At 41.4% G+C, this 19762-nt stretch carries 17 protein-coding genes; 8 read left to right on the top strand and 9 right to left on the bottom strand.

Going from position 1 to position 19762, the window contains the following annotated elements:
- Positions 1-132: 132 nt before the first annotated feature.
- From VJ786_RS11915 to glyA, 3 genes are all read right to left on the bottom strand, one after another.
- A complete protein-coding gene (locus VJ786_RS11915) occupies positions 133-816 on the bottom strand; it encodes a zinc metallopeptidase (RefSeq protein WP_099365936.1) in 684 nt (227 codons plus the stop codon).
- Between the two features lie 201 nt (positions 817-1017).
- On the bottom strand, positions 1018-1608 hold the full coding sequence (locus tag VJ786_RS11910; RefSeq protein WP_099365937.1) for an RNA polymerase sigma factor: 591 nt from the start codon (positions 1606-1608) through the stop codon (positions 1018-1020).
- A gap of 238 nt (positions 1609-1846) precedes the next feature.
- Positions 1847-3118 (bottom strand): serine hydroxymethyltransferase, encoded by a 1272-nt coding sequence (gene glyA, locus VJ786_RS11905; protein ID WP_099365938.1) that lies wholly within the window; start codon positions 3116-3118, stop codon positions 1847-1849.
- Positions 3119-3591: 473 nt separating this feature from the next.
- Here glyA and VJ786_RS11900 point away from each other — a divergent pair, with 473 nt between their 5' ends.
- The 7 genes from VJ786_RS11900 (at position 3592) to VJ786_RS11870 (ending at position 11028) form a co-directional block, all read left to right on the top strand.
- Positions 3592-3945: a HesB/IscA family protein gene (locus VJ786_RS11900; protein ID WP_099365940.1), complete on the top strand. Its 354-nt coding sequence runs from the start codon at positions 3592-3594 to the stop codon at positions 3943-3945.
- Between the two features lie 97 nt (positions 3946-4042).
- Positions 4043-7456, top strand: a complete 3414-nt coding sequence (gene ileS, locus VJ786_RS11895; RefSeq protein WP_099365941.1) for an isoleucine--tRNA ligase — start codon at positions 4043-4045, stop codon at positions 7454-7456.
- Between the two features lie 3 nt (positions 7457-7459).
- Positions 7460-7843 carry a TraR/DksA family transcriptional regulator gene (locus VJ786_RS11890; protein WP_099365942.1) on the top strand — a complete coding sequence of 128 codons (384 nt, stop codon included), beginning with the start codon at positions 7460-7462 and terminating at the stop codon, positions 7841-7843.
- Positions 7844-7901: 58 nt separating this feature from the next.
- Entirely contained in the window at positions 7902-8552 is a 651-nt protein-coding gene (locus tag VJ786_RS11885; protein ID WP_099365943.1) for a lipoprotein signal peptidase, read from the top strand.
- A gap of 153 nt (positions 8553-8705) precedes the next feature.
- The gene (locus VJ786_RS11880) at positions 8706-9572 is read left to right on the top strand and encodes a M20/M25/M40 family metallo-hydrolase (protein WP_336557786.1); all 867 of its coding nucleotides are present in this window, start codon (positions 8706-8708) and stop codon (positions 9570-9572) included.
- Entirely contained in the window at positions 9560-10492 is a 933-nt protein-coding gene (locus tag VJ786_RS11875; RefSeq protein ID WP_099365945.1) for an SDR family oxidoreductase, read from the top strand. Before VJ786_RS11880 ends, VJ786_RS11875 begins: the two co-directional genes overlap by 13 nt.
- Positions 10493-10494: 2 nt before the next feature.
- On the top strand, positions 10495-11028 hold the full coding sequence (locus VJ786_RS11870; protein WP_336557788.1) for an acyl-CoA thioesterase: 534 nt from the start codon (positions 10495-10497) through the stop codon (positions 11026-11028).
- A gap of 17 nt (positions 11029-11045) precedes the next feature.
- Here the strand turns inward: VJ786_RS11870 and VJ786_RS11865 are convergent, their stop codons facing one another.
- From VJ786_RS11865 to VJ786_RS11840, 6 genes are all read right to left on the bottom strand, one after another.
- On the bottom strand, positions 11046-14240 hold the full coding sequence (locus VJ786_RS11865) for a sensor histidine kinase (protein WP_336557785.1): 3195 nt from the start codon (positions 14238-14240) through the stop codon (positions 11046-11048).
- 11 nt (positions 14241-14251) lie between these two features.
- Positions 14252-14989: a LytR/AlgR family response regulator transcription factor gene (locus tag VJ786_RS11860; protein WP_099365988.1), complete on the bottom strand. Its 738-nt coding sequence runs from the start codon at positions 14987-14989 to the stop codon at positions 14252-14254.
- 163 nt (positions 14990-15152) lie between these two features.
- A complete protein-coding gene (locus VJ786_RS11855) occupies positions 15153-15563 on the bottom strand; it encodes an EVE domain-containing protein (protein ID WP_099365949.1) in 411 nt (136 codons plus the stop codon).
- Between the two features lie 26 nt (positions 15564-15589).
- Positions 15590-15940 (bottom strand): gliding motility protein GldC, encoded by a 351-nt coding sequence (gene gldC, locus VJ786_RS11850; RefSeq protein WP_099365950.1) that lies wholly within the window; start codon positions 15938-15940, stop codon positions 15590-15592.
- 2 nt (positions 15941-15942) lie between these two features.
- Complete coding sequence (locus tag VJ786_RS11845; RefSeq protein WP_336557784.1) at positions 15943-16185, bottom strand: hypothetical protein; 243 nt, start codon at positions 16183-16185, stop codon at positions 15943-15945.
- Positions 16182-17534: a DEAD/DEAH box helicase gene (locus VJ786_RS11840; protein ID WP_336557783.1), complete on the bottom strand. Its 1353-nt coding sequence runs from the start codon at positions 17532-17534 to the stop codon at positions 16182-16184. Before VJ786_RS11840 ends, VJ786_RS11845 begins: the two co-directional genes overlap by 4 nt.
- A gap of 57 nt (positions 17535-17591) precedes the next feature.
- Between VJ786_RS11840 and VJ786_RS11835 the strand changes: the two genes are divergently transcribed.
- Positions 17592-19730 carry a S46 family peptidase gene (locus VJ786_RS11835; protein WP_099365953.1) on the top strand — a complete coding sequence of 713 codons (2139 nt, stop codon included), beginning with the start codon at positions 17592-17594 and terminating at the stop codon, positions 19728-19730.
- Positions 19731-19762: the final 32 nt, after the last annotated feature.

The raw sequence follows: 19762 nt of genomic DNA, 5'->3' as shown, positions 1-19762 counted from the left end.
GTTTTTTGGTTGCACCTTAAGATACAAAATCTTGAGGACAAAAAACAGAAAAACCCCGCCATTTTTTAATGACGGGGTTCTCTTTTAAGAGACCTTTTTAGACAGCCTCTTGTGTATATCTTTGATTTTTTATTAGTCTCTTCTTCCGCCGAATAAAATGGAAGCATAGTACAACAACGTAACCAATGCGGATAATGCTGCTACCACATAAGTCATTGCCGCCCATTTTAATGCATCTTTTGCACCATCGTGCTCTTCCGTACTATGGGTAATGTTTGCCGTATTCAACCAGGCCAATGCTCTATTGGATGCATCAAACTCTACCGGAAGGGTAATAAAACTGAACACCGTCGTTAGGAACAGAGCACCCACACCAATGGCCAATACATAAAAATTGCCTGAAGCCGCCATGATCACACCTAAGAGCAACACCCAAGACACGATCTTAGAAGCCACACTCACCATAGGAACCATGGCCGAGCGGAACTGCAACCAAGAATAGGCTGTTGCATGCTGCACAGCGTGTCCACATTCGTGGGCTGCAACCGCCGCAGCAGCGACACTGCGACCGGCATATACATCCGGGCTCAAATTCACCGTTCTATTCGCTGGGTTGTAATGGTCCGTCAATTGTCCTTCTACCGAAATCACCTGAACATCACTGATCCCATTATCACGCAACATTTTTTGTGCAATCTCTGCACCGGACATGCCCGATGATAAAGGCATTTCCGAGTATTTCTTAAATTTACTTTTAAAGCGCCACTGGACTATCCAGCTCACCAACATAATTCCAATAAAAATTATCCAATACATATCTTTAATATTTTTTTTCTTATTTAATTACCTTTAACAAATCTGATTCCAAATCTTAATTCCTCCAAATAAATAAAAATATCCGACATTTTTGATGCATAAATTGGCAATTTTAGACAAATTGACATGGAAATTACGGATTTAGGGCATAAAAAAATCGGCAGGTAAAACCTGCCGATCTCCTATTTCGATTACTTAGTTCTATCCAAATTGAAATACCATATTATTCTCTTCGATCATTTTACGAAGATTGGTCAATGCATAACGCATCCTTCCTAAAGCGGTATTGATACTGACCTCGGTGATATCGGCGATATCCTTAAAACTCATTTCACAGAACAAACGCATGATAAGCACTTCTTTCTGATCGTCTGGTAAGAGTTGGATGATCTTTTTCAAATCAACGTCCCGTTGATCTTTTACCATTTTGGTTTCTACCGAATCGTCTGAAAATTGAAGGACCTCGAAAATATCAAACCCATCATTGTTCACAATGTTAGGGGTTCTTTTCTCCCGACGGAAATGGTCAATCACCATATTATGCGCAATACGCATTACCCATGGCAGGAATTTGCCCTCGTCATTATAACGGCCAGCTTTAAGTGTGTTGATTACTTTAATGAATGTCTCTTGGAAAATATCTTCGGCAAGGTATTGATCTTTCACCTGGTGATAGATCGACGAATAGATCTTCGTCTTATAACGCTCCAGTAATACCTGAAGGGCTTTCTCCTCGCCTTTTACGTACGCTTGTACCAATTGCTGGTCACTCTTCTTATTCAATAGTTTCATAATTATTCCTCCACAAATCTTGATAGAGTATTTCTATGTCTTTGTAATATTTTAGTTGTAGCGTAATCGTGTTCCTATAGGCGTTTTATTAAAATTTATATAATCAAAGAGAGTTAAAAATATCGGGTATTCAAAAATTAGGTTGCTATTTTAACATTTCTTCACAGTAATTACTAGTAACAAAAATAGCTCCAAATTATCTTTGGAGCTATTAATATTTTAAATTTTTAAGATTTATCTATTTATATAAAGGAAACTTAGCCATCATCTCTCTCACTTTTCCGTGGATTGCATTTAATGCAGCCTCATCAGCACGCTTTGTAATCGCTTCATCGATCAATTCACCGATCTGTACAATTTCGTTTTCCTTGATTCCACGAGTAGTGATCGCAGCCGTTCCGAAACGAACGCCTGATGTAACAAATGGAGAACGGGTATCAAATGGAACCATGTTTTTGTTGGTCGTAATGCCCGCCAATCCTAGAACAGCTTCCGCTTCTTTACCAGAAATATCCTTATTTCTTAAGTCTACCAACATCAAGTGGTTGTCTGTACCTCCTGAAATAATGTTATAGTCTTTATCTACAAAGTACTGAGCCAATGCTTGTGCATTTTTCTGAACTTGTTTGATGTAGGTTAAATACTCATCAGACAATGCCTCGCCATAAGCGATCGCTTTCGCAGCAATCGTATGTTCCAAAGGACCACCTTGTGTACCTGGGAATACCGCAAGATCTAATAATTGTGTAATGGTACGAGTCTCTCCTTTTGGAGTTTTGATTCCCCATGGGTTTTCGAAATCTTTTCCTACCATGATCATACCACCACGAGGACCACGTAAAGTTTTGTGGGTAGTGGTTGTTACGATGTGACAATGAGGGATCGGATCATTCAATAATCCACGAGCGATCAATCCAGCTGGGTGAGAGATATCTGCAACCACCAAAGCACCGATCTGATCGGCTACTTTACGGATACGAGCATAATCCCAATCACGCGAATACGCTGAAGCTCCTACAATGATCACTTTTGGTTTCTCACGTAAAGCTGTTTCTTCCAATTGTTCGTAATCGATCAATCCGGTATCTTGTTTTACTCCGTAGAATAACGGTTGGTATAATTTTCCGGAGAAGTTTGCTGGAGAACCATGTGTTAAGTGGCCACCATGAGAAAGATCAAAACCTAAAATCTTATCGCCAGGTTTTAAGATCGCTAAGAAAACCGCAGCATTGGCCTGCGCTCCTGAGTGTGGCTGAACATTCACCCACTCCGCACCGAACAATTCCTTAGCACGGTCGATAGCGATCGTTTCGATTTGATCGACAACTTCACAACCACCGTAATAACGTTTTCCCGGTAATCCTTCCGCATATTTATTGGTCAGTACAGAACCAGCAGCTTCCATCACTTGTTTGCTTACGAAGTTCTCCGAAGCGATTAGCTCAATACCCTCTTCTTGGCGTTTAAGCTCGTCGGCAATTAGATTGAAAATGGATTGATCTCTTTCCATGTTGATTATTTTTATTGGGGAATTTAATAATTCGATTTTAAGCAGCAAATATAGAGATTTACAAAGAATTGGAAGAGTATTCTTCCAATTTTATGAAGGTATGGTAATATGGTATGTCATCCTGAGCGTAGTCGAAGGATCTCTACGGTTACTAGCGACCAGATGTTTCGACTACGCTCAACATGACATGGACTACGCTCAACATGACATGTAGTACGATCAACATTTAATGCCAAATATTAACATTTATCCATTTAAAAAGCACTTTCTAACCTTAAAACCTTTGTTTAAGCATATTTAAACCAAGAAAAAAGCATGTTTTTATACCCATAACATACTAAATACATACTTTTACATTACTTTCACCCTACTTTCGCAGCGAAGCAAGTCGGCAAATTGTCATAAAACTCCCCCTATATCCAAATCCCTTTCAAAATGCTTAAATTTGCAACAATAAACAATAAGAAAAAGACATGTCAACAGAAAATATATCAACAGCAGCACCCTTAACCTTAACCGAAGGAGCTGTGAAAGAGCTAAAAAAACTGATTGATCAACAAGAAATCTCCGAAGACTTCGGGCTTCGTGTTGGTGTAGAAGGTGGTGGATGTTCCGGCATGAGCTATATGTTGGGCTTTGACCAAAAGAAAGAGGGAGATTCGGAATACCTGGTGAATGGCATCCGTTTGTTCATGAACAAAGCACATGGCCTTTACCTGGCCGGAATGGAAATCGATTTCAAATCCGGATTAGATGCCCGTGGCTTCACCTTCAATAACCCCAATGCCACCAGTACTTGTGGCTGCGGCAGTAGTTTCAGCGCATAAAAACACGAATAAAGAATATAAATGCGCCGATAGGGGCATTTTTTATGTGCTTTTAATTCATTAAATTAGCGACCTTAAAATTTAGAATAGGAATTTGATGTACAAGGAATATAAGCAGTTAAATCTATCAGAGATCGGCAAAGAAGTATTGAAACGTTGGGAAAACGAAAATATATTCGAAAAAAGTATTTCCAATCGCCCTGCCAGCAAACCATACACCTTTTATGAAGGCCCGCCTTCAGCAAATGGAATGCCCGGCATTCACCATGTGATGGCGCGTGCGATCAAGGATATTTTCTGTCGTTATAAAACCTTGAAAGGTTTCCAGGTAAAACGTAAAGGAGGTTGGGATACCCATGGTCTTCCGATCGAACTGGCGGTGGAAAAAACCTTGGGAATCACCAAAGAGGATATCGGCAAAAAGATTTCTGTGGAAGAGTACAACGATGCCTGTCGCAAGGAAGTCATGAAGTACACCGATGTATGGAACGACCTTACCTTGAAAATGGGGTATTGGGTAGATCTGGAAAACCCGTACATCACCTACCAGAACGAATATATCGAGACCCTTTGGTTCTTATTGAAAGATCTGTACAAAAAAGGGCTTTTATACAAAGGCTATACCATCCAGCCATATTCTCCGGCTGCAGGTACGGGCTTGAGTTCGCACGAACTTAACCAGCCTGGTACCTATAAGGATGTAAAGGATACCACGATCGTTGCGGAATTCAGATTGGATAAACAACAGATCCATCCGATGTTGGACAGCCTAGAGGAATCTCCAGAGGAAGATGTCGCATTCATCGCCTGGACCACCACGCCATGGACGCTTCCAAGCAACACCGCATTGGTTGTTGGAAAGAACATCGATTATGTAAAAATCCGCACCTTCAACCAGTACACCGGTCTTCCAGTATCCGTAATTTTGGCGAAGGCATTGATCCCGAAACACTTCAAGGCCGAAGGCCAACAGGTATCCTTCCAGGACTATAGCTTAGGCGATAAAATTATCCCTTGGGAAATCGCAGCAGAATTCAAAGGGGAAGAACTTGCGGGATTGAGGTACCATCAATTGTTGCCTTACATCACCTCCGAAGAATTGCTTGACAAAGCCTTCCGCGTGATCATAGGTGATTTTGTAACCACGGAAGATGGTACAGGTATCGTTCATGCTGCACCAACCTACGGTGCCGATGACTTTAGGGTAGCCCGCGAAAATGGGGTACCTGCTATCATGGTGAAAGATGAGTTCGGAAAAGATGTTCCTACCGTAGACAAAACCGGTCGTTTTGTGAAGGAAGTAACTGATTTTGCTGGCCGATTCGTGAAGGAAGAATACTATTCGGCAGAAGAAAGAGCCGATAAGGATTTCCGCCCTACGGATGTATTGATCGCCATCAAACTGAAAGAAGACAATAAGGCATTTGATGTCAAAAAATATGAGCACACCTATCCTCACTGTTGGAGAACGGATAAACCGGTACTTTACTATCCTTTGGATAGCTGGTTCATCAAAACTACCGCACGTAAGGAAGAATTGGTGGCTTTGAACAAAACCATCAACTGGAAACCTGAAGCTACGGGTTCAGGACGTTTCGGAAACTGGTTAGAAAACCTGGTCGACTGGAACCTTTCCCGTTCTCGTTACTGGGGTACTCCTCTTCCGATCTGGAGAAGTGAGGACGAAAACGAAGAGATCTGCGTAGGCTCCATGCCGGAATTGAGATCTTTGTTGGAAGCTTCCCTATCGACTGATGTGCTTTCAGCAGATGAAAAAAGAGTGAACAAGGCCTATCTGGATAAATTCGGTACGGATGAATTGGATCTACACCGTCCTTATGTGGATGATATCATCCTGGTATCAGAAGGTGGTCAGAAATTATACCGTGAACCCGATCTGATCGATGTATGGTTTGATTCTGGAGCCATGCCGTATGCACAATGGGGATTAGACTACGATAAATTGGCGAAAGGTGATCCTCAGCCGTTCAAAGACGAATATTTCTCTGCTTTCCCGGCAGATTTTATTGCTGAGGGAGTAGATCAAACGCGTGGCTGGTTCTTTACCCTTCACGCGATATCGACCATGTTCAAGAATTCAGTAGCCTTCAAAAACGTCGTTTCGAACGGCTTGGTACTGGACAAAAATGGAAACAAAATGTCCAAACGCCTGGGTAATGGTGTGGATCCATTTGCGACCATCGAAAAATACTCTGCGGATGCAACCCGTTGGTACATGATCAGCAATGCTGCTCCATGGGACAACCTGAAATTCAATGAGGAAGGATTGGATGAAGTACGCCGTAAATTCTTCGGTACGCTTTACAATACCTATGCCTTCTTCGCCTTATATGCAAACATCGACAAATTCAGTTATGCTGAGCCGGAAATCGCTATCCAGGATCGTCCGGAGATCGATAGATGGATCATCTCTTTACTGAACAGTTTGAGCAAAGAGGTGGATGAATTCTATGCCGATTACGAACCGACCAAAGCCGCACGTGCGATACAGACTTTCGTGGATGAGCATTTGAGTAACTGGTATGTACGTTTATGTCGTCGTCGTTTCTGGAAAGGCGAATATAGCCAGGATAAGATCTCGGCCTATCAGACCCTTTATACCTGTTTAGATACTATTGCCAAATTGATGGCACCTATATCGCCATTCTTTGCAGATCAACTGTATCTGGATCTAAACGCTGCTACGAAAAAAGAAAACTTCGAATCGGTACATTTAGCAGATTATCCTGCCTACCATGCTGATTTAGTTGATAAAGACCTGGAAGAGCGTATGGCTTTGGCGCAGGATATCTCTTCCTTGACCTTATCCCTACGTAAAAAGACGGGTATCAATGTTCGTCAACCTTTAGGAAAGATCATGGTTCCGGTATTGGACAACGCCTTCCAGGAAAAGGTGGAGAAAGTAAAAGATTTGATACTTTCCGAAACGAACATCAAAAACCTGGAATTCATTACCGATACGACCGGCATCATCAAGAAAAAGGTAAAACCTAACTTTAAGGTTTTGGGTGCTAAAGTCGGAAAGGATATGAAAGCAGTAAGTGCAGCTATTCAGGCATTGGATGCCCAACAATTGAACGAACTGGAAATCAAAGGTCAAATCCAGCTTCCAGGTACTGCCTACAGCATTACAACAGAGGATGTGGAAATTATTGCCGAAGATGTAGAAGGATGGCAAGTGGCCAATCTTGGTCGTTTAACGGTTGCTTTGGACATCCATATTAGCCAAGAATTAAAAGAGGAAGGTCTTGCTCGTGAGCTCATTAATCGCATCCAGAACTTAAGAAAAGACAAAGGATTTGAAGTTACCGACCGTATAAATGTAACTATTAGTCAAAATACTGAAATTCAAGAAGCTGTACAAAATAATTTCTCGTATATTTGTACGGAAATTTTAGCCAACAGTCTTAAAATCGACGGTACACTGGCAAATGGAGACACCGTTGAGATTAATGGAGAGAATTTATTGCTACTAATAGAAAAAATTTAAAGTATGGGAAACACAGAGAAAACAAGGTACAGTGATGCTGAATTACAGGAGTTTAAAGCAATAATTCTTGAGAAGTTACGTATTGCCAAAGAGGAATTATCCTCGTTGACCAAATCATTGAGCAACAGCAATGCGAACGGCACTGATGATACAGCAGGTACTTACAAAACATTGGAAGATGGATCGGCAACTTTGGAAAAAGAGCAGATCAACCAACTGGCAGCACGTCAGAAAAAATTCATCGATAACCTAGAGGCGGCTTTAGTGCGCATCGAGAACAAAACCTACGGCATCTGTAGAGAGACTGGAAAGCTTATTCAAAAAGAAAGATTGAAAGCAGTACCTCATACTACCTTAAGTATCGAGGCAAAAAACAAACAATATTAAGCGAAAGATTAAAAACAAATGGTCTTTGTAATTGCGCAAAGACCATTTTTTATGTACTATGAAAGGATATACCAAGCCCGTATTACTCATTACCATCATTTTATTGATCGACCAGATTTCTAAATTCTGGGTAAAACTGAACATGACCATTAACCAACAATTCAAAGTGATTGGCGACAAGGTTTTGATTCATTTTATCGAAAACCCTGGAATGGCCTATGGCATGGAATTCGGTGGAGAATATGGCAAGTTATTTCTTAGCGTGTTTCGTATCATCGCGGTAATCGGTATCGGTTATGGCTTGCATTACATGATCAAGAATAAGTATAACCGTGGTTTTATCCTGAATGTAGCCCTGATATTTGCCGGTGCCATGGGAAATATCATCGATTCTGCATTTTATGGTATGATATTCAGCGAAAGTACCCCTTTCCAAAAAGCGGTATTATTTCCTGAAGGCGGTGGCTATGCTACCTTTTTACATGGCTATGTGGTCGATATGTTGCATTTTCCATTGATCAATGGCACCTTTCCGGATTGGTTCCCATTCTGGGGTGGCGAACGATTCCAGTTCTTCAGCCCGATCTTCAACGTCGCTGACTCCGCCATCACCGTGGGGGTTATCATGATCTTGATTTTCCAAAAACGCTATTTCAAAGAAGAGCACGTGGAAAATTCAAATGTGAATTCAGAGATCGTAGAAGATTAATTCGTCGCTACTAACCATATATTCATGGATTAGTACCTCCTTCCTTTTTTGGATTATGTATATTTGGTCATGATAAATTTCCGAAAGCCATTTGTTGTGGCATCCTTAATCCTTAGCTGTTGCTTTATAAGCCTTTCTCAGGCTCAAGTAAAAGTGAAGAACCTTAAAAAACATATCGAATACCTTTCTGCCGATAAGATGAAAGGTCGGGAAACGGGTATGGAAGGATCTTTGAAAGCAGCCGATTATGTAGAGAAACATTTCAAAAAATATGGTCTGCTTCCCAAAGGCGAACAAGGATACCGGCAGCCCTTTCTTGCTAAAGTTACCCGTAAAAAAGTAGAAGACCCAGAAAGATCATCGGATAATATCATCGGCTTTATAGACAACCAATCTCCCTATACCATTGTTATTGGCGCGCATTACGACCATTTGGGTTATGGCCATATTGGCGGATCAAGGGATTCCTTGGGTGTAGGAAAAATCCATAATGGTGCAGATGATAATGCTTCCGGGGTAGCGGGGTTATTGGAGTTGGCAAGACATTATTCCAGCAATAACATTAAAGAGGCATTCAATTTTCTGTTCATAGGTTTTGGAGCGGAAGAACTGGGCTTATTAGGATCGAAACATTTCACAGAAAAACCGACCATTCCATTGGAAAACATACATTGGATGTTGAACATGGATATGATCGGCCGATACCAACCGGAAAATGGATTGGCGGTTATCGGATATGGCACTAGCTCGGCCTTTCCAAAGATATTTGAGGGCATCAGCAGCAGCATCAAATTCAACAAGAGCAAAGATGGGAATGGTGGATCCGATCAGACCTCCTTCTATCGTAAAAATATCCCTGTTTTATTCTTTCACACCGGTGGTCATGATGATTACCACAAACCAACGGATGATGCGGATAAAATAGATTACAAGGCTTTAGAAGCTATCCTAAAATTAGAAATCGATGTAATCGATAATTCGATGAAACAACCTAAAATGGATTTTATATGGACAAATTAGGGAATTCTTCTACTAGGGTGCTATTGACAGGTTCAAATGGTTTCTTGGGACAAAAGTGCACGGATTTTATTCTTGAAAAAACACATTATACGCTTTGTTGCACTTCCCAATCGCCCAACCGCAATCCGAACAATACGGGTTATCGTTTTGTTCAACTGGACCTGTTGGATCAAGAGGGCTTAGTTGAATTGATGGAGGAATTCCAACCGACCCATATCCTACATACTGCAGCGATGACGGCTGTGGAAGCCTGCGAACAGGATCCTGCATTATGCCAAAAGCTGAATGTGGATGTCGTGAAGCTGCTATTGGAAGCTGCAGAAAAAAATAATATCCATTTAACCTTTCTATCCACCGATTTTGTATTTGATGGCAAAAATGGGCCTTATAAAGAGATCGATGAAACGAATCCCTGCAATGCCTATGGCGCGAGTAAAGTTGCGGCGGAGCAGATCATTTTGGCTTCTTCTGCCAAAGCGGCTATTCTCCGAACTATTTTGGTCTATGGCGTCATCGCCGATAAAAAAAGATCCAATCTGGTTTTATGGGCTAAATCAAAATTAGGTGCCAATGAGGCCATCAAGGTGGTTAATGACCAATGGCGTATGCCTACCTGGGTGGATGATTTAGCGGATGCCTGTATCTTGTGCATCGAAAAATCGGCAACCGGCATCTATCATATTTCCAGCGAAAAGATGTATTCGGTTTTAGAAGCCGTACAGGAGATCGCTGATTACTGGGGATATGATCAATCCCTGATCAGCCCGATCAGTGCGGGAGAAATTGGCCAATCGGAAAACCGTCCGCAAAAAACGGGGTTTATACTTGATAAAGCGAAGAAAGAACTGGGGTATCAACCTACGTCCTTTCGTGATTCGCTTCCTTCAATCGATCAACAGATCAAATTTTACATGAAATAATGATGCAAGAGAAATTTGCTAGAGAATCCTATACAGAAATGAACGAGTTGGTGCTACCCAACGATACCAATACCTTCGGCAATCTAATGGGTGGTCGCTTATTGTACTGGATGGATATCTGTTCGGCCATGGCGGCACAAAAACATTGTAATAATCAGGTTGTCACCGTTTCTGTGGATAATGTATCGTTTAAACGGTCCATCAAATTGGGCGAGGTGGTTACTATTCAGGCACAGGTAACCCGTGCCTTCAATACTTCCGTAGAGGTACGCATGGAAATCTTTGCACAGAACCTTCCACAAGGGACGAAAGTAAAGTCCAACGAGGCTTATTATACCTTTGTTTCCATCGATGAAGAGGGAAAGCCAAAACCTATCCCTGCATTGGTCGCGGAGACGGATACGGAAAAGATCCTGTTTGAGGAGGCGCAACAACGAAGAGAATTAAGACTTTTATTGGCTGGTAAACTAAAACCAGAGAATGCAACGAAGATCAAAAACCTGGTTAAGTTGTTTGCACCGAAAGATCCTGCATAAAGCTAACTGCTGAGTTGCTATTTCCGAGGTAGGAAAATAGCAACTTGAGTCGTGTACCCTGGCTCTTTATGTGCTTCATCAAATAATAGATGGGCAAGGGGCGTAGGATAATTCTCATTGATCATATGGATCCGTTCCTGTATTCCCTTGATCCCAAAGGAGGTGGATTTAAAAACATTCGGTTTGTTCGGTTTTTTATTTTGGAATCCGACGCCATTATCTAAGATCCAGATCATCACCTGATCTTCATCCACTTCCATACGAATCAGGATTTTGCCCGGTTTATCTTTCAGATGCCGTATCCCATGATGCACTGCGTTCTCCACTAAAGGTTGGATCAGCATCGAAGGGATCTTAATCTCTTCATCCAATGCTTTTCCATAGACTATTTCAAAATCAAAAGCATGATTGAATCGATGCTGTTCCAATTCCAGGTACAAACGCACCAATTGGATCTCTGATTTGATGGAAACAATGGAATATTGGGAATTTTCCAATACGATCCGGCTCAAGGAGGAAAACTTCTGGATCAGATTGCTGGCGTTCCTGCTATCATTTTCCACGACATAAGCCTCAATAGAATTCAGTACATTAAATATGAAATGCGGATTCATCTGCGAGCGTATGGCTTTCAGTTCACTTTCAAACAACTTCTGTTTGAAATCCTTTTCCATCTTATCCTGTTTTTCCCTTTCAATGTCGGCTGCCTGTATTTTTATCGTTTCTACCTTTAAGGCTAATTCCTCCTCTAACTTTTCATTGTAATTTGCTTGGATACGGTTTATTTTCTTTTGCTGATGGATTCGATAAGCGAAGAACAGGATTATGGCAGATAGGAAGAAAAGCGCCAGCAAGGTTTTAAACCAGCCCGTAGCATACCAATAGGATTTCATCTCGATAGGGATTTCCAATATCTCGGATGACCAATTCCCAAACCTATCCCCTACTTTTACCGCAAATACATACTCTCCACCCTTGAGATTATTGTAATAGGCGGTCTGCTCAGTGTTGGCTACTACCCAGTCCTCATCCTGCCCCTTTAATTGATAGGCAAACTTCAACGGTTGGCCGGTGGCCTGTTCGGGAATCGAAAAGGATAGGGAAAAATTGTTCTCTTTGGCGGCGAATACGAGTTTATCCTTTCTCAATCGGTAGGATTGATCCTGATGAGAGACCATAAGCCTACTCAGGATGGGTCTATGGTTTTTCGGTTGCTGTTGGAAAGGTAGTGATCGAAGATCTCCAATTATCAATCCTTTATCGGTGCACCAAACCAAGGTTTGGCCTCGGAGGTAAACATCAAAGGTATGAATATGTTCCGCAGGATATATGCCCTTACCTGGCAAAAGTTGATGGAATTGTTTGTTCTTCTTATCAAAAACCATGGTACCATCAGATGTGCTCATCCAGATCAGTTTATTTCCATCCTCTAACATGCGCTTGGCATGCAACCATGGTAAAGCATGATCATCCCGATATTGTTTGAACTCGTAGGTGTTGCCCTGCTTGATGATTTCTCCTATCCCCGTTTGCAGATTGCTGAACCAAAACCGATCATCACTGTCGGAAAAGAATGAGAATATGGTATTCGATTCTAAAGCATTCTCCTTTTTTTCATTGAAACGGAACTGTTCAAAAGCCTTATCGGGGTGTTCCTTGTTCTTTAATAACAGCAGGCCAAAACCATCCATCCCAATCCAAATATCACCCCGAGGATCTTTACCAATACTGATCACTTTCTGATTGGGCAATCCATTCTTTTCATGGTAAAGTTCCATGGTTTTGCTCGATAGATTATATTTATAGAGTCCTGAGCTCCAGGATCCGATCCAATAATGTGGGATTCCCTTGATGGTATCCACGATCAGTTTATTGCAATCGGCCTTTCCAAAGCCATGGGTATGGCCTATGATTTCCAAGGGTTCCAGTTTCTTTCTATCTTCCACGAAACGATAAACGCCATTATCGTAAGTGGAGAACAATAGGCCTGAAGAGGTCGCATGGATGGCACTAATCTTTAAGCTATCCAAGGAAAAACTGCTCAGTCTTTGCTTAAAATCTGGGCTTATCTTGCCAAAAGTGGTTTGTGTAAAATACCAAGGATCTCCCCTCCAATTGCGGATATGTTGAATGGGATCTGTTGCATATTTGGGGTTAGAAATCAAGGTAGAAACAGTATTCAATGGATTGGCGTAGAAGAACAATCCCGATTCGCTACCGATCCAATAGCCTTGTTCAACCGGCAGAATCTCCTGTATCCGGGAAGGCTTAGGAAGCTCGGGCATCAGTTTATCCCAGGAGATACGTTCGATCTCACCGTTATGCCTATGAAGGATCTCCATACCCCTAACATTATGCCCAACTAGCAATTGATCTTCCTTCGGAAGGTAGGCCAAAGCACTGGCAAAATTATCATAGAAATCTTTATTCTTGTTCCAGTGCAACAATTGCGATTGAAATCGCTTCATGTCATAATCCAAGCGGATCACGTCATGATCATAATAACCTGCATAAACCGCATCCGGTGCAAGCGCAAAACTGGACACCGCATTCTCACCCGGATTTTCCAGGTTGAAGTATAACGTTTGTTTGGTTTTGGGATGATATTTCAGTAACCCATTATACCGGGTACCAATCCATATATTACCTTCCTGATCCTCCGCTAAGGAATAAACACTGGCAAAGGTATGGCGTGTTAATCCAGGGAAGTGAACCAAAGAAACCTCTCCAATTTCCGGATTCAACACCTGAAGATTGGTTTCCTGCCCTCCAAAATAAACAAGACCAGACTTAGCAGCCAGCACATCGTACAGATCGGATTTGATCAGGTCACCATTGGAGACTTTTGCATAAAAAGACTTCACCGCCTGATCTGGCGGAAACGACGGATCATAACAGAGTAGGCCACGATTATGGGTAGTGATCCATAAACGGTCTTTTTGGTCTATGGAAATTCGACCCAGGTTATTAGAAAAAGCTTCCTTGGCGTAATTGAGGTTGACATCTACAAACCGGAGTCCATCAAAATAGGATAAACCCCTCTTTGTACTGATCCAGAGCAGCCCTTTGCTATCTTTCGCCAACCCAGCAATCCGATCACTGGCAAGCCCTTCTTTTACCGTAAAATGCAGAAAATTATAGGTTCTTTCCTGTCCAATCGTAGAGTTAAACAGAAAGGTAAAAACAACCAAAAGGAATATCCTGCATGCCAAAACAGATTGTTTTAAGTGGAAAATAATCGTTCTATCAATAGGTTTTTCTTACTGGCGGAGACTTCAAGTTCTGAACCATCAATCATCTCCACCGTACCACCATCGCCTTTTTTATATTTGATGATATAATCTAAATTTACGATTATACTTCGGTTTATCCGCAAGAAATTACCTGTCTCCAATTGAACCTCAAACTCTTTCAACGTTTTGGATACCATGATCTTAGAGAGGTTCGTGAGGTAGAAAACACTGTAATTGCTCATGGCTTCTACACGGAGGATATCTTCTCTTTTAATTAAATGTATCCCCTCGGAGGTCGGTAAAGCCATTTTTAAAGCAGGATTTGGTTTGGATTCGTGAAAATCCATTTTCCGGATCTTCTCTTTCAACTGAATTTTAGATTCCAGTTTGTCTATTGCCTTTCTGAGCTCTTCCATATCCACAGGTTTGAGCAGGTAATCCAGCGCATTCGCCTTCAGCGCATCAAGTGTATAGATATTATAGGCGGTTACAAAGATGACTTCAAAATCAAACTGGCCAAGGCTTTCCAGGAATTCAAAGCCATTCATAATGGGCATTTCCACGTCCAGAAACACAACATCGACCTTGAGGTTTCTTATTTGTTGTAAAGCCTCCTGGGGATCGTTATAAACAGCGATCACTTCAATTACCTCCCTGAAATCCTGAAGCTTATGTTGAAGTAAGGTGCTGCCACGGCTTTCATCATCCAAAATTACCGCTTTTATCATGGTAAAGCATATATAATTAGCCAATAAGGATGTATGGGCTTTGTGCCTGTCTGCATACATCCTTATTAAAGGTAAATTAAATATTTAGGAGATTAAAAAAGAATGAGTGAATAAGGCTATTCACTGTGTAAACATGGATTTTGAATGAGTGATGCTTTCGGATCTACTCGCCAGTACCCATAGCGACCAATCGATCGAATTCTTCTCTTTTCAAGGGCATCACCGATAATCGTCCCTGTCTAACCAAGGCAATATCCTGCAATTGCGGATCAGCTTTAATGGTTTCCAAGGTTACGGGAACCTTGAATGTTTCAACAGGTGCCAGATCCACCACTACCCAACGCTCATCCTCGGTCGTTGGATCTTGGTAAAATTCCTTGACCACCTTCGCCATACCTACAATTTCCTTCCCTTCATTGGAATGGTAAAATAGAACAAGATCACCCTTTTTCATGGCTTTCAGGTTGTTCCTCGCTTGATAATTACGAACACCGTCCCAGAAAGTTTCACCATCTTTATTAAACTGTTCCCAACTATACTTGAAGGGCTCTGACTTTACCAAAAAATAATTCATGTCCTTTATGATGTGTATAGTTGAAGTTAATTCTGTTGTTCTAAAATCTCCATTTTATCGGCGTAATGTGCGCAATAATCCCGAAGATCGGCAATTACTTTTTCGGCCATTGGATCACCTCCAGATGCTCTAAGGAAAGAATCGCCTAAGGTTTGCATAGTCTCGTAAAAGAATCTTTTCATTTCATCGTACGGCATATCCTTGGTCCAAAGATCAATACGCATGGAATTTTTATATTGGCTATCCCATAAAGCTAAAAACATAGCCTTTGCCGGCAATTCATCACTTGACTCGCCATCCGATGAACTCCATAGGATCTGCTCTGGAACATTCTTATCATCCAATTCTACTTGGAGCTTTATTTCTGCTTTTTTCATATCTAAAACTGTGTTTTTATCAATATACTAATGATCCCCACTACGAGCACAAAGCCAATCTGCATCATCCATAATTTCTTGAGATCCTTGGTCCATAATCGGAACAGGATATCCAGAATAATCAGGACAATGATCAACAAAATGAGCCATCCCCAGGAAAACAAGGGTTCTTTTGAATCGCCCATTTCAGAGATTGCCCATACGATAATACAGGCCAATGTGATATTGAGGGGAGTTAATTTCATCTTCTTTTTCCAGATTTTGAAGGCCCTTTCTTAGGTCCTTTCCCTTTTCCTGCTCCCTTTGCTCCCGACCCCCGGCCAGACGACTTTCTGTTGTTCATCTTCATGGCATATTTCTTCTCATGGAAAGCACCTTTGAAATCAGGATCGTCCTTCTTTTTCTGGTTATCTATTTCACGGGCAATTGCTAGTTTCTCATCGAACGGTGTTTTCTCCAGTACCACTTCTGCAGGCATCTCCTTCACTGGAATGGTTTGCTTGATCAACTTTTCGATCTTCACGACATAATATTCTTCAGCTGGATTACAAAAGGTAATCGCATCACCAGTATTATAGGCTCTTCCCGTACGACCAATGCGATGTACATAATCTTCAATAACGATCGGTACATCAAAATTGATCACATGGCTTACCTGAGTCACATCCAATCCTCGAGCTGCCACATCCGTAGCGACCAAAATACGTACGGATCCTTCCTTGAAGGAATTAATCGAATTGATCCTGGTATTTTGTCCTTTATTGGCGTGAATCACACGTACCGCTTCTGGTCCATATTTACGCTCCAGATAACCAAATATATTATCGGCCACTGTTTTTGTTTTACAGAAAACGATGACCCTTGTAAAGGCTTGATCATCTTTAAAGAAATGCTGTAATAAATTCAGCTTCGTCTTTAAATTAGGTACATGATATAGACTTTGTTCGACTGTTTTGGCGGGTGTAGCTTGTTCCGTCACCTCTATTACAGTTGGGAATTCCAAGAAATCTCCTGCAATCTTACGAACTAATTCGCTCATGGTGGCCGAGAACAGTAAGTTTTGACGCTTACGTGGCACGATTTCCAAAATCCGATGGATTTTACTGATAAAACCCATGTCCATCATCTTGTCTGCCTCATCCAAGACTAAGAATTTGAGACTTTTGGTGTTGATCTCTCCTTCTAGGTATAGGTCCAAGAAGCGACCTGGTGTAGCCACAATTATATCACAGCCTTTTGCCAGTTGTTCTTTTTGGGTTTTAGGACCTAGACCACCGTATAATAATACGGTACGTAAATCCAGGTAGGTGGAGAACAAACGGATATTCTCTTCAATCTGCATAGCCAATTCCCGGGTAGGGCTTAAGATAAGCGCCCGAGGGTCATTGCCTTGTGCATATTTCAGCTTCATCAGCATGGGTAGTACATAAGCTGCAGTCTTTCCCGTTCCGGTTTGGGCAATTCCCATCACGTCCTGTCCCGCTAGAACAGGGGTGATTGCTTTTTCCTGAATTTCCGTTGGAATGGTATAGCCTGCTTCTGCAACCGCATTGAGAAGCTGCTTGTTGAGTTTAAAATCTTCAAATGATGCCATCCTTGCAAAGATAGCGAAACATTTTTCTAAATTTGTGATACTACAAAATAGGTTGATATGAAAAAACTGGTATTATTATGTGTGCTGACCCTAGTTAGCACCTTCTCGTTTGCGGACGAGGGTATGTGGTTCCTGATGTATCTGAAAAAGATGAATGAGGCCGACATGCAAAAAAAAGGGTTGAAGCTTTCTGCTGAAGAGATATACAGCATTAACAACTCCAGCCTAAAAGATGCGATCGTACAATTCAACGGTGGATGTACAGCAGAGATCGTATCTGGAAGCGGATTGGTGTTCACCAACCACCACTGTGGTTATGGCGCCATCGCTGAATTATCTACTCCTGAAAACGACCATTTAACCAATGGTTTCTGGGCAAAAAACCATAGCGAAGAGCTAAAACCTAAATCTTTATTCGTTCGTTTCTTCGTTCGTATGGATGATGTTTCCAAACGTATTTTAGGATTGGTAAATGATAAGATGACCGAGAAGGAAAGAGAGAAAATCATTAACCAAGAGATTGCAAAGATCCAGGCAGAGAATAGTGAAGGTGGTAAATATGTGGTTTCTGTACGTCCTTTCTTCAACGGAAATGAATATTATTATTTCGTTTACCAAGATTATACCGATGTACGTTTAGTAGGTACTCCTCCGAACAGCATTGGTAAATTTGGTGGAGATACCGATAACTGGGAATGGCCACGCCACACCGGTGACTTCTCGATCTTCCGTGTATATGGTGATAAGAACGGTAACCCGGCAGAATACTCCAAAGAGAATGTGCCATTGAAACCAAAACATTTCCTTCCGATCAGCATCAAAGGGATCAAAGAAGGTGATTTCTCCATGATCTTAGGATACCCTGGCCGTACCAACCGTTGGATGAATGCAGCAGGTATCGATCAGAATGTGAAATTCGCTTACCCGGCTTGGGTGGAAGCTTCGAAAGTGGGTATGGATGCCATGAAAAAATACATGGATAAAGACCAAGCTGTTAAGATCAATTATGCCTCTAAATATTCTGGTGTTGCTAACTATTGGAAAAACAGACAAGGGATGATCGATGCATTAACGAAGCACAAGACCGCAGCTACAAAAGCAAAACAAGAGAAGAAATTCAACAAATGGGCGAACAAAGCGGCTAATAAAGCAGAATATGGCGATGTGATCAGCACTATTAATGAATATTATGCAAAAACCAATGAAAAGGCTAGACATGATAACTATTTAACAGGCATGATGCGTTCTTCTACTTTTGCTTCCCTACCTTATTCATTAAGTTCTGCATTGCAACAATATGCTAGCTTAGACCAAGCAAAACGTGCAGAATTAGCTACACGTTTACAAGCGTTCATCAATGACAATTACGATAAGGCCTATATGCCGTTGGAAGTAGATGTGTTGGCAGATGAGTTGAATCTTTATGCTGCAAAAGCAGGAAACATTGCTCCATACATCCGCGAGATGGCAAACAAAAACAATGGTAATTTCCAAGCAGATGTTCAGCAAGCGTTTGACAACAGTATATTCGGTTCTAAAGCGAAATTGGAAGCTTATTTGAAAAATCCAGATGCATCGAAAGTTACAAATGATCCTTTGTTAAAAATTTCTAATGCATTGGTAGAAAAAAGTCGTGAGAGCAATCCGGAGTTGGCAACATTGACGGATAAGTTCCAAGCGGCTACCCGTAAGTACATTGCAGGTGTATTGGAAATGGATCCAAAAGGAAAATATTACCCAGATGCAAACTCTACCTTACGCTTAACTTATGGTACCATTCGTGCCCTTCCTAAGGATGCTCGCAACGATGCCAAAGTAAATAATTACACGACCTTGAAAGGTACGATCGCGAAATATAAAGCAGGTGACGAGGAGTTCGATCTTCCTAAACGTTTAATGGAACTATATGAAAATAAGGACTATGGACGTTATGCAGACAAAGCTGGATACATGCCGGTGAACTTCTTGAGTGATCAGGATATCACAGGTGGTAACTCAGGTTCCCCTGTATTGAATGGCAATGGCGAACTTATTGGCTTAGCTTTTGATGGTAACATCGAGGCAATGGCTGGTGATGTGATTTTCGATCCTAAATTGCAACGTACAATTTCAGTAGATATTCGATACGTTTTGTTCATCATCGACAAGTTTGCTGGAGCAACAAACATCATCGACGAATTGAAAATTGTGGAGTAATTGCCTCAAAACGGTGTTTTGAAACATAAAAA

Origin of the sequence: Sphingobacterium tenebrionis, assembly GCF_037126265.1 — a bacterium.
GTDB lineage: Bacteria > Bacteroidota > Bacteroidia > Sphingobacteriales > Sphingobacteriaceae > Sphingobacterium > Sphingobacterium tenebrionis.
Note: the sequence above shows the minus strand (reverse complement) of the source record. Positions and strands in the feature narration are given on the sequence as shown.

Bases quoted from the DNA above. Each gene is read 5' to 3' on its own strand.
- VJ786_RS11915 (WP_099365936.1), bottom strand. From the start codon at position 816: ATGTATTGGATAATTTTTATTGGAATTATGTTGGTGAGCTGGATAGTC.
- VJ786_RS11910 (WP_099365937.1), bottom strand. From the start codon at position 1,608: ATGAAACTATTGAATAAGAAGAGTGACCAGCAATTGGTACAAGCGTAC.
- glyA (WP_099365938.1), bottom strand. From the start codon at position 3,118: ATGGAAAGAGATCAATCCATTTTCAATCTAATTGCCGACGAGCTTAAA.
- VJ786_RS11900 (WP_099365940.1), top strand. From the start codon at position 3,592: ATGTCAACAGAAAATATATCAACAGCAGCACCCTTAACCTTAACCGAA.
- ileS (WP_099365941.1), top strand. From the start codon at position 4,043: ATGTACAAGGAATATAAGCAGTTAAATCTATCAGAGATCGGCAAAGAA.
- VJ786_RS11890 (WP_099365942.1), top strand. From the start codon at position 7,460: ATGGGAAACACAGAGAAAACAAGGTACAGTGATGCTGAATTACAGGAG.
- VJ786_RS11885 (WP_099365943.1), top strand. From the start codon at position 7,902: ATGAAAGGATATACCAAGCCCGTATTACTCATTACCATCATTTTATTG.
- VJ786_RS11875 (WP_099365945.1), top strand. From the start codon at position 9,560: ATGGACAAATTAGGGAATTCTTCTACTAGGGTGCTATTGACAGGTTCA.
- VJ786_RS11870 (WP_336557788.1), top strand. From the start codon at position 10,495: ATGCAAGAGAAATTTGCTAGAGAATCCTATACAGAAATGAACGAGTTG.
- VJ786_RS11860 (WP_099365988.1), bottom strand. From the start codon at position 14,989: ATGATAAAAGCGGTAATTTTGGATGATGAAAGCCGTGGCAGCACCTTA.
- VJ786_RS11855 (WP_099365949.1), bottom strand. From the start codon at position 15,563: ATGAATTATTTTTTGGTAAAGTCAGAGCCCTTCAAGTATAGTTGGGAA.
- gldC (WP_099365950.1), bottom strand. From the start codon at position 15,940: ATGAAAAAAGCAGAAATAAAGCTCCAAGTAGAATTGGATGATAAGAAT.
- VJ786_RS11845 (WP_336557784.1), bottom strand. From the start codon at position 16,185: ATGAAATTAACTCCCCTCAATATCACATTGGCCTGTATTATCGTATGG.
- VJ786_RS11840 (WP_336557783.1), bottom strand. From the start codon at position 17,534: ATGGCATCATTTGAAGATTTTAAACTCAACAAGCAGCTTCTCAATGCG.
- VJ786_RS11835 (WP_099365953.1), top strand. From the start codon at position 17,592: ATGAAAAAACTGGTATTATTATGTGTGCTGACCCTAGTTAGCACCTTC.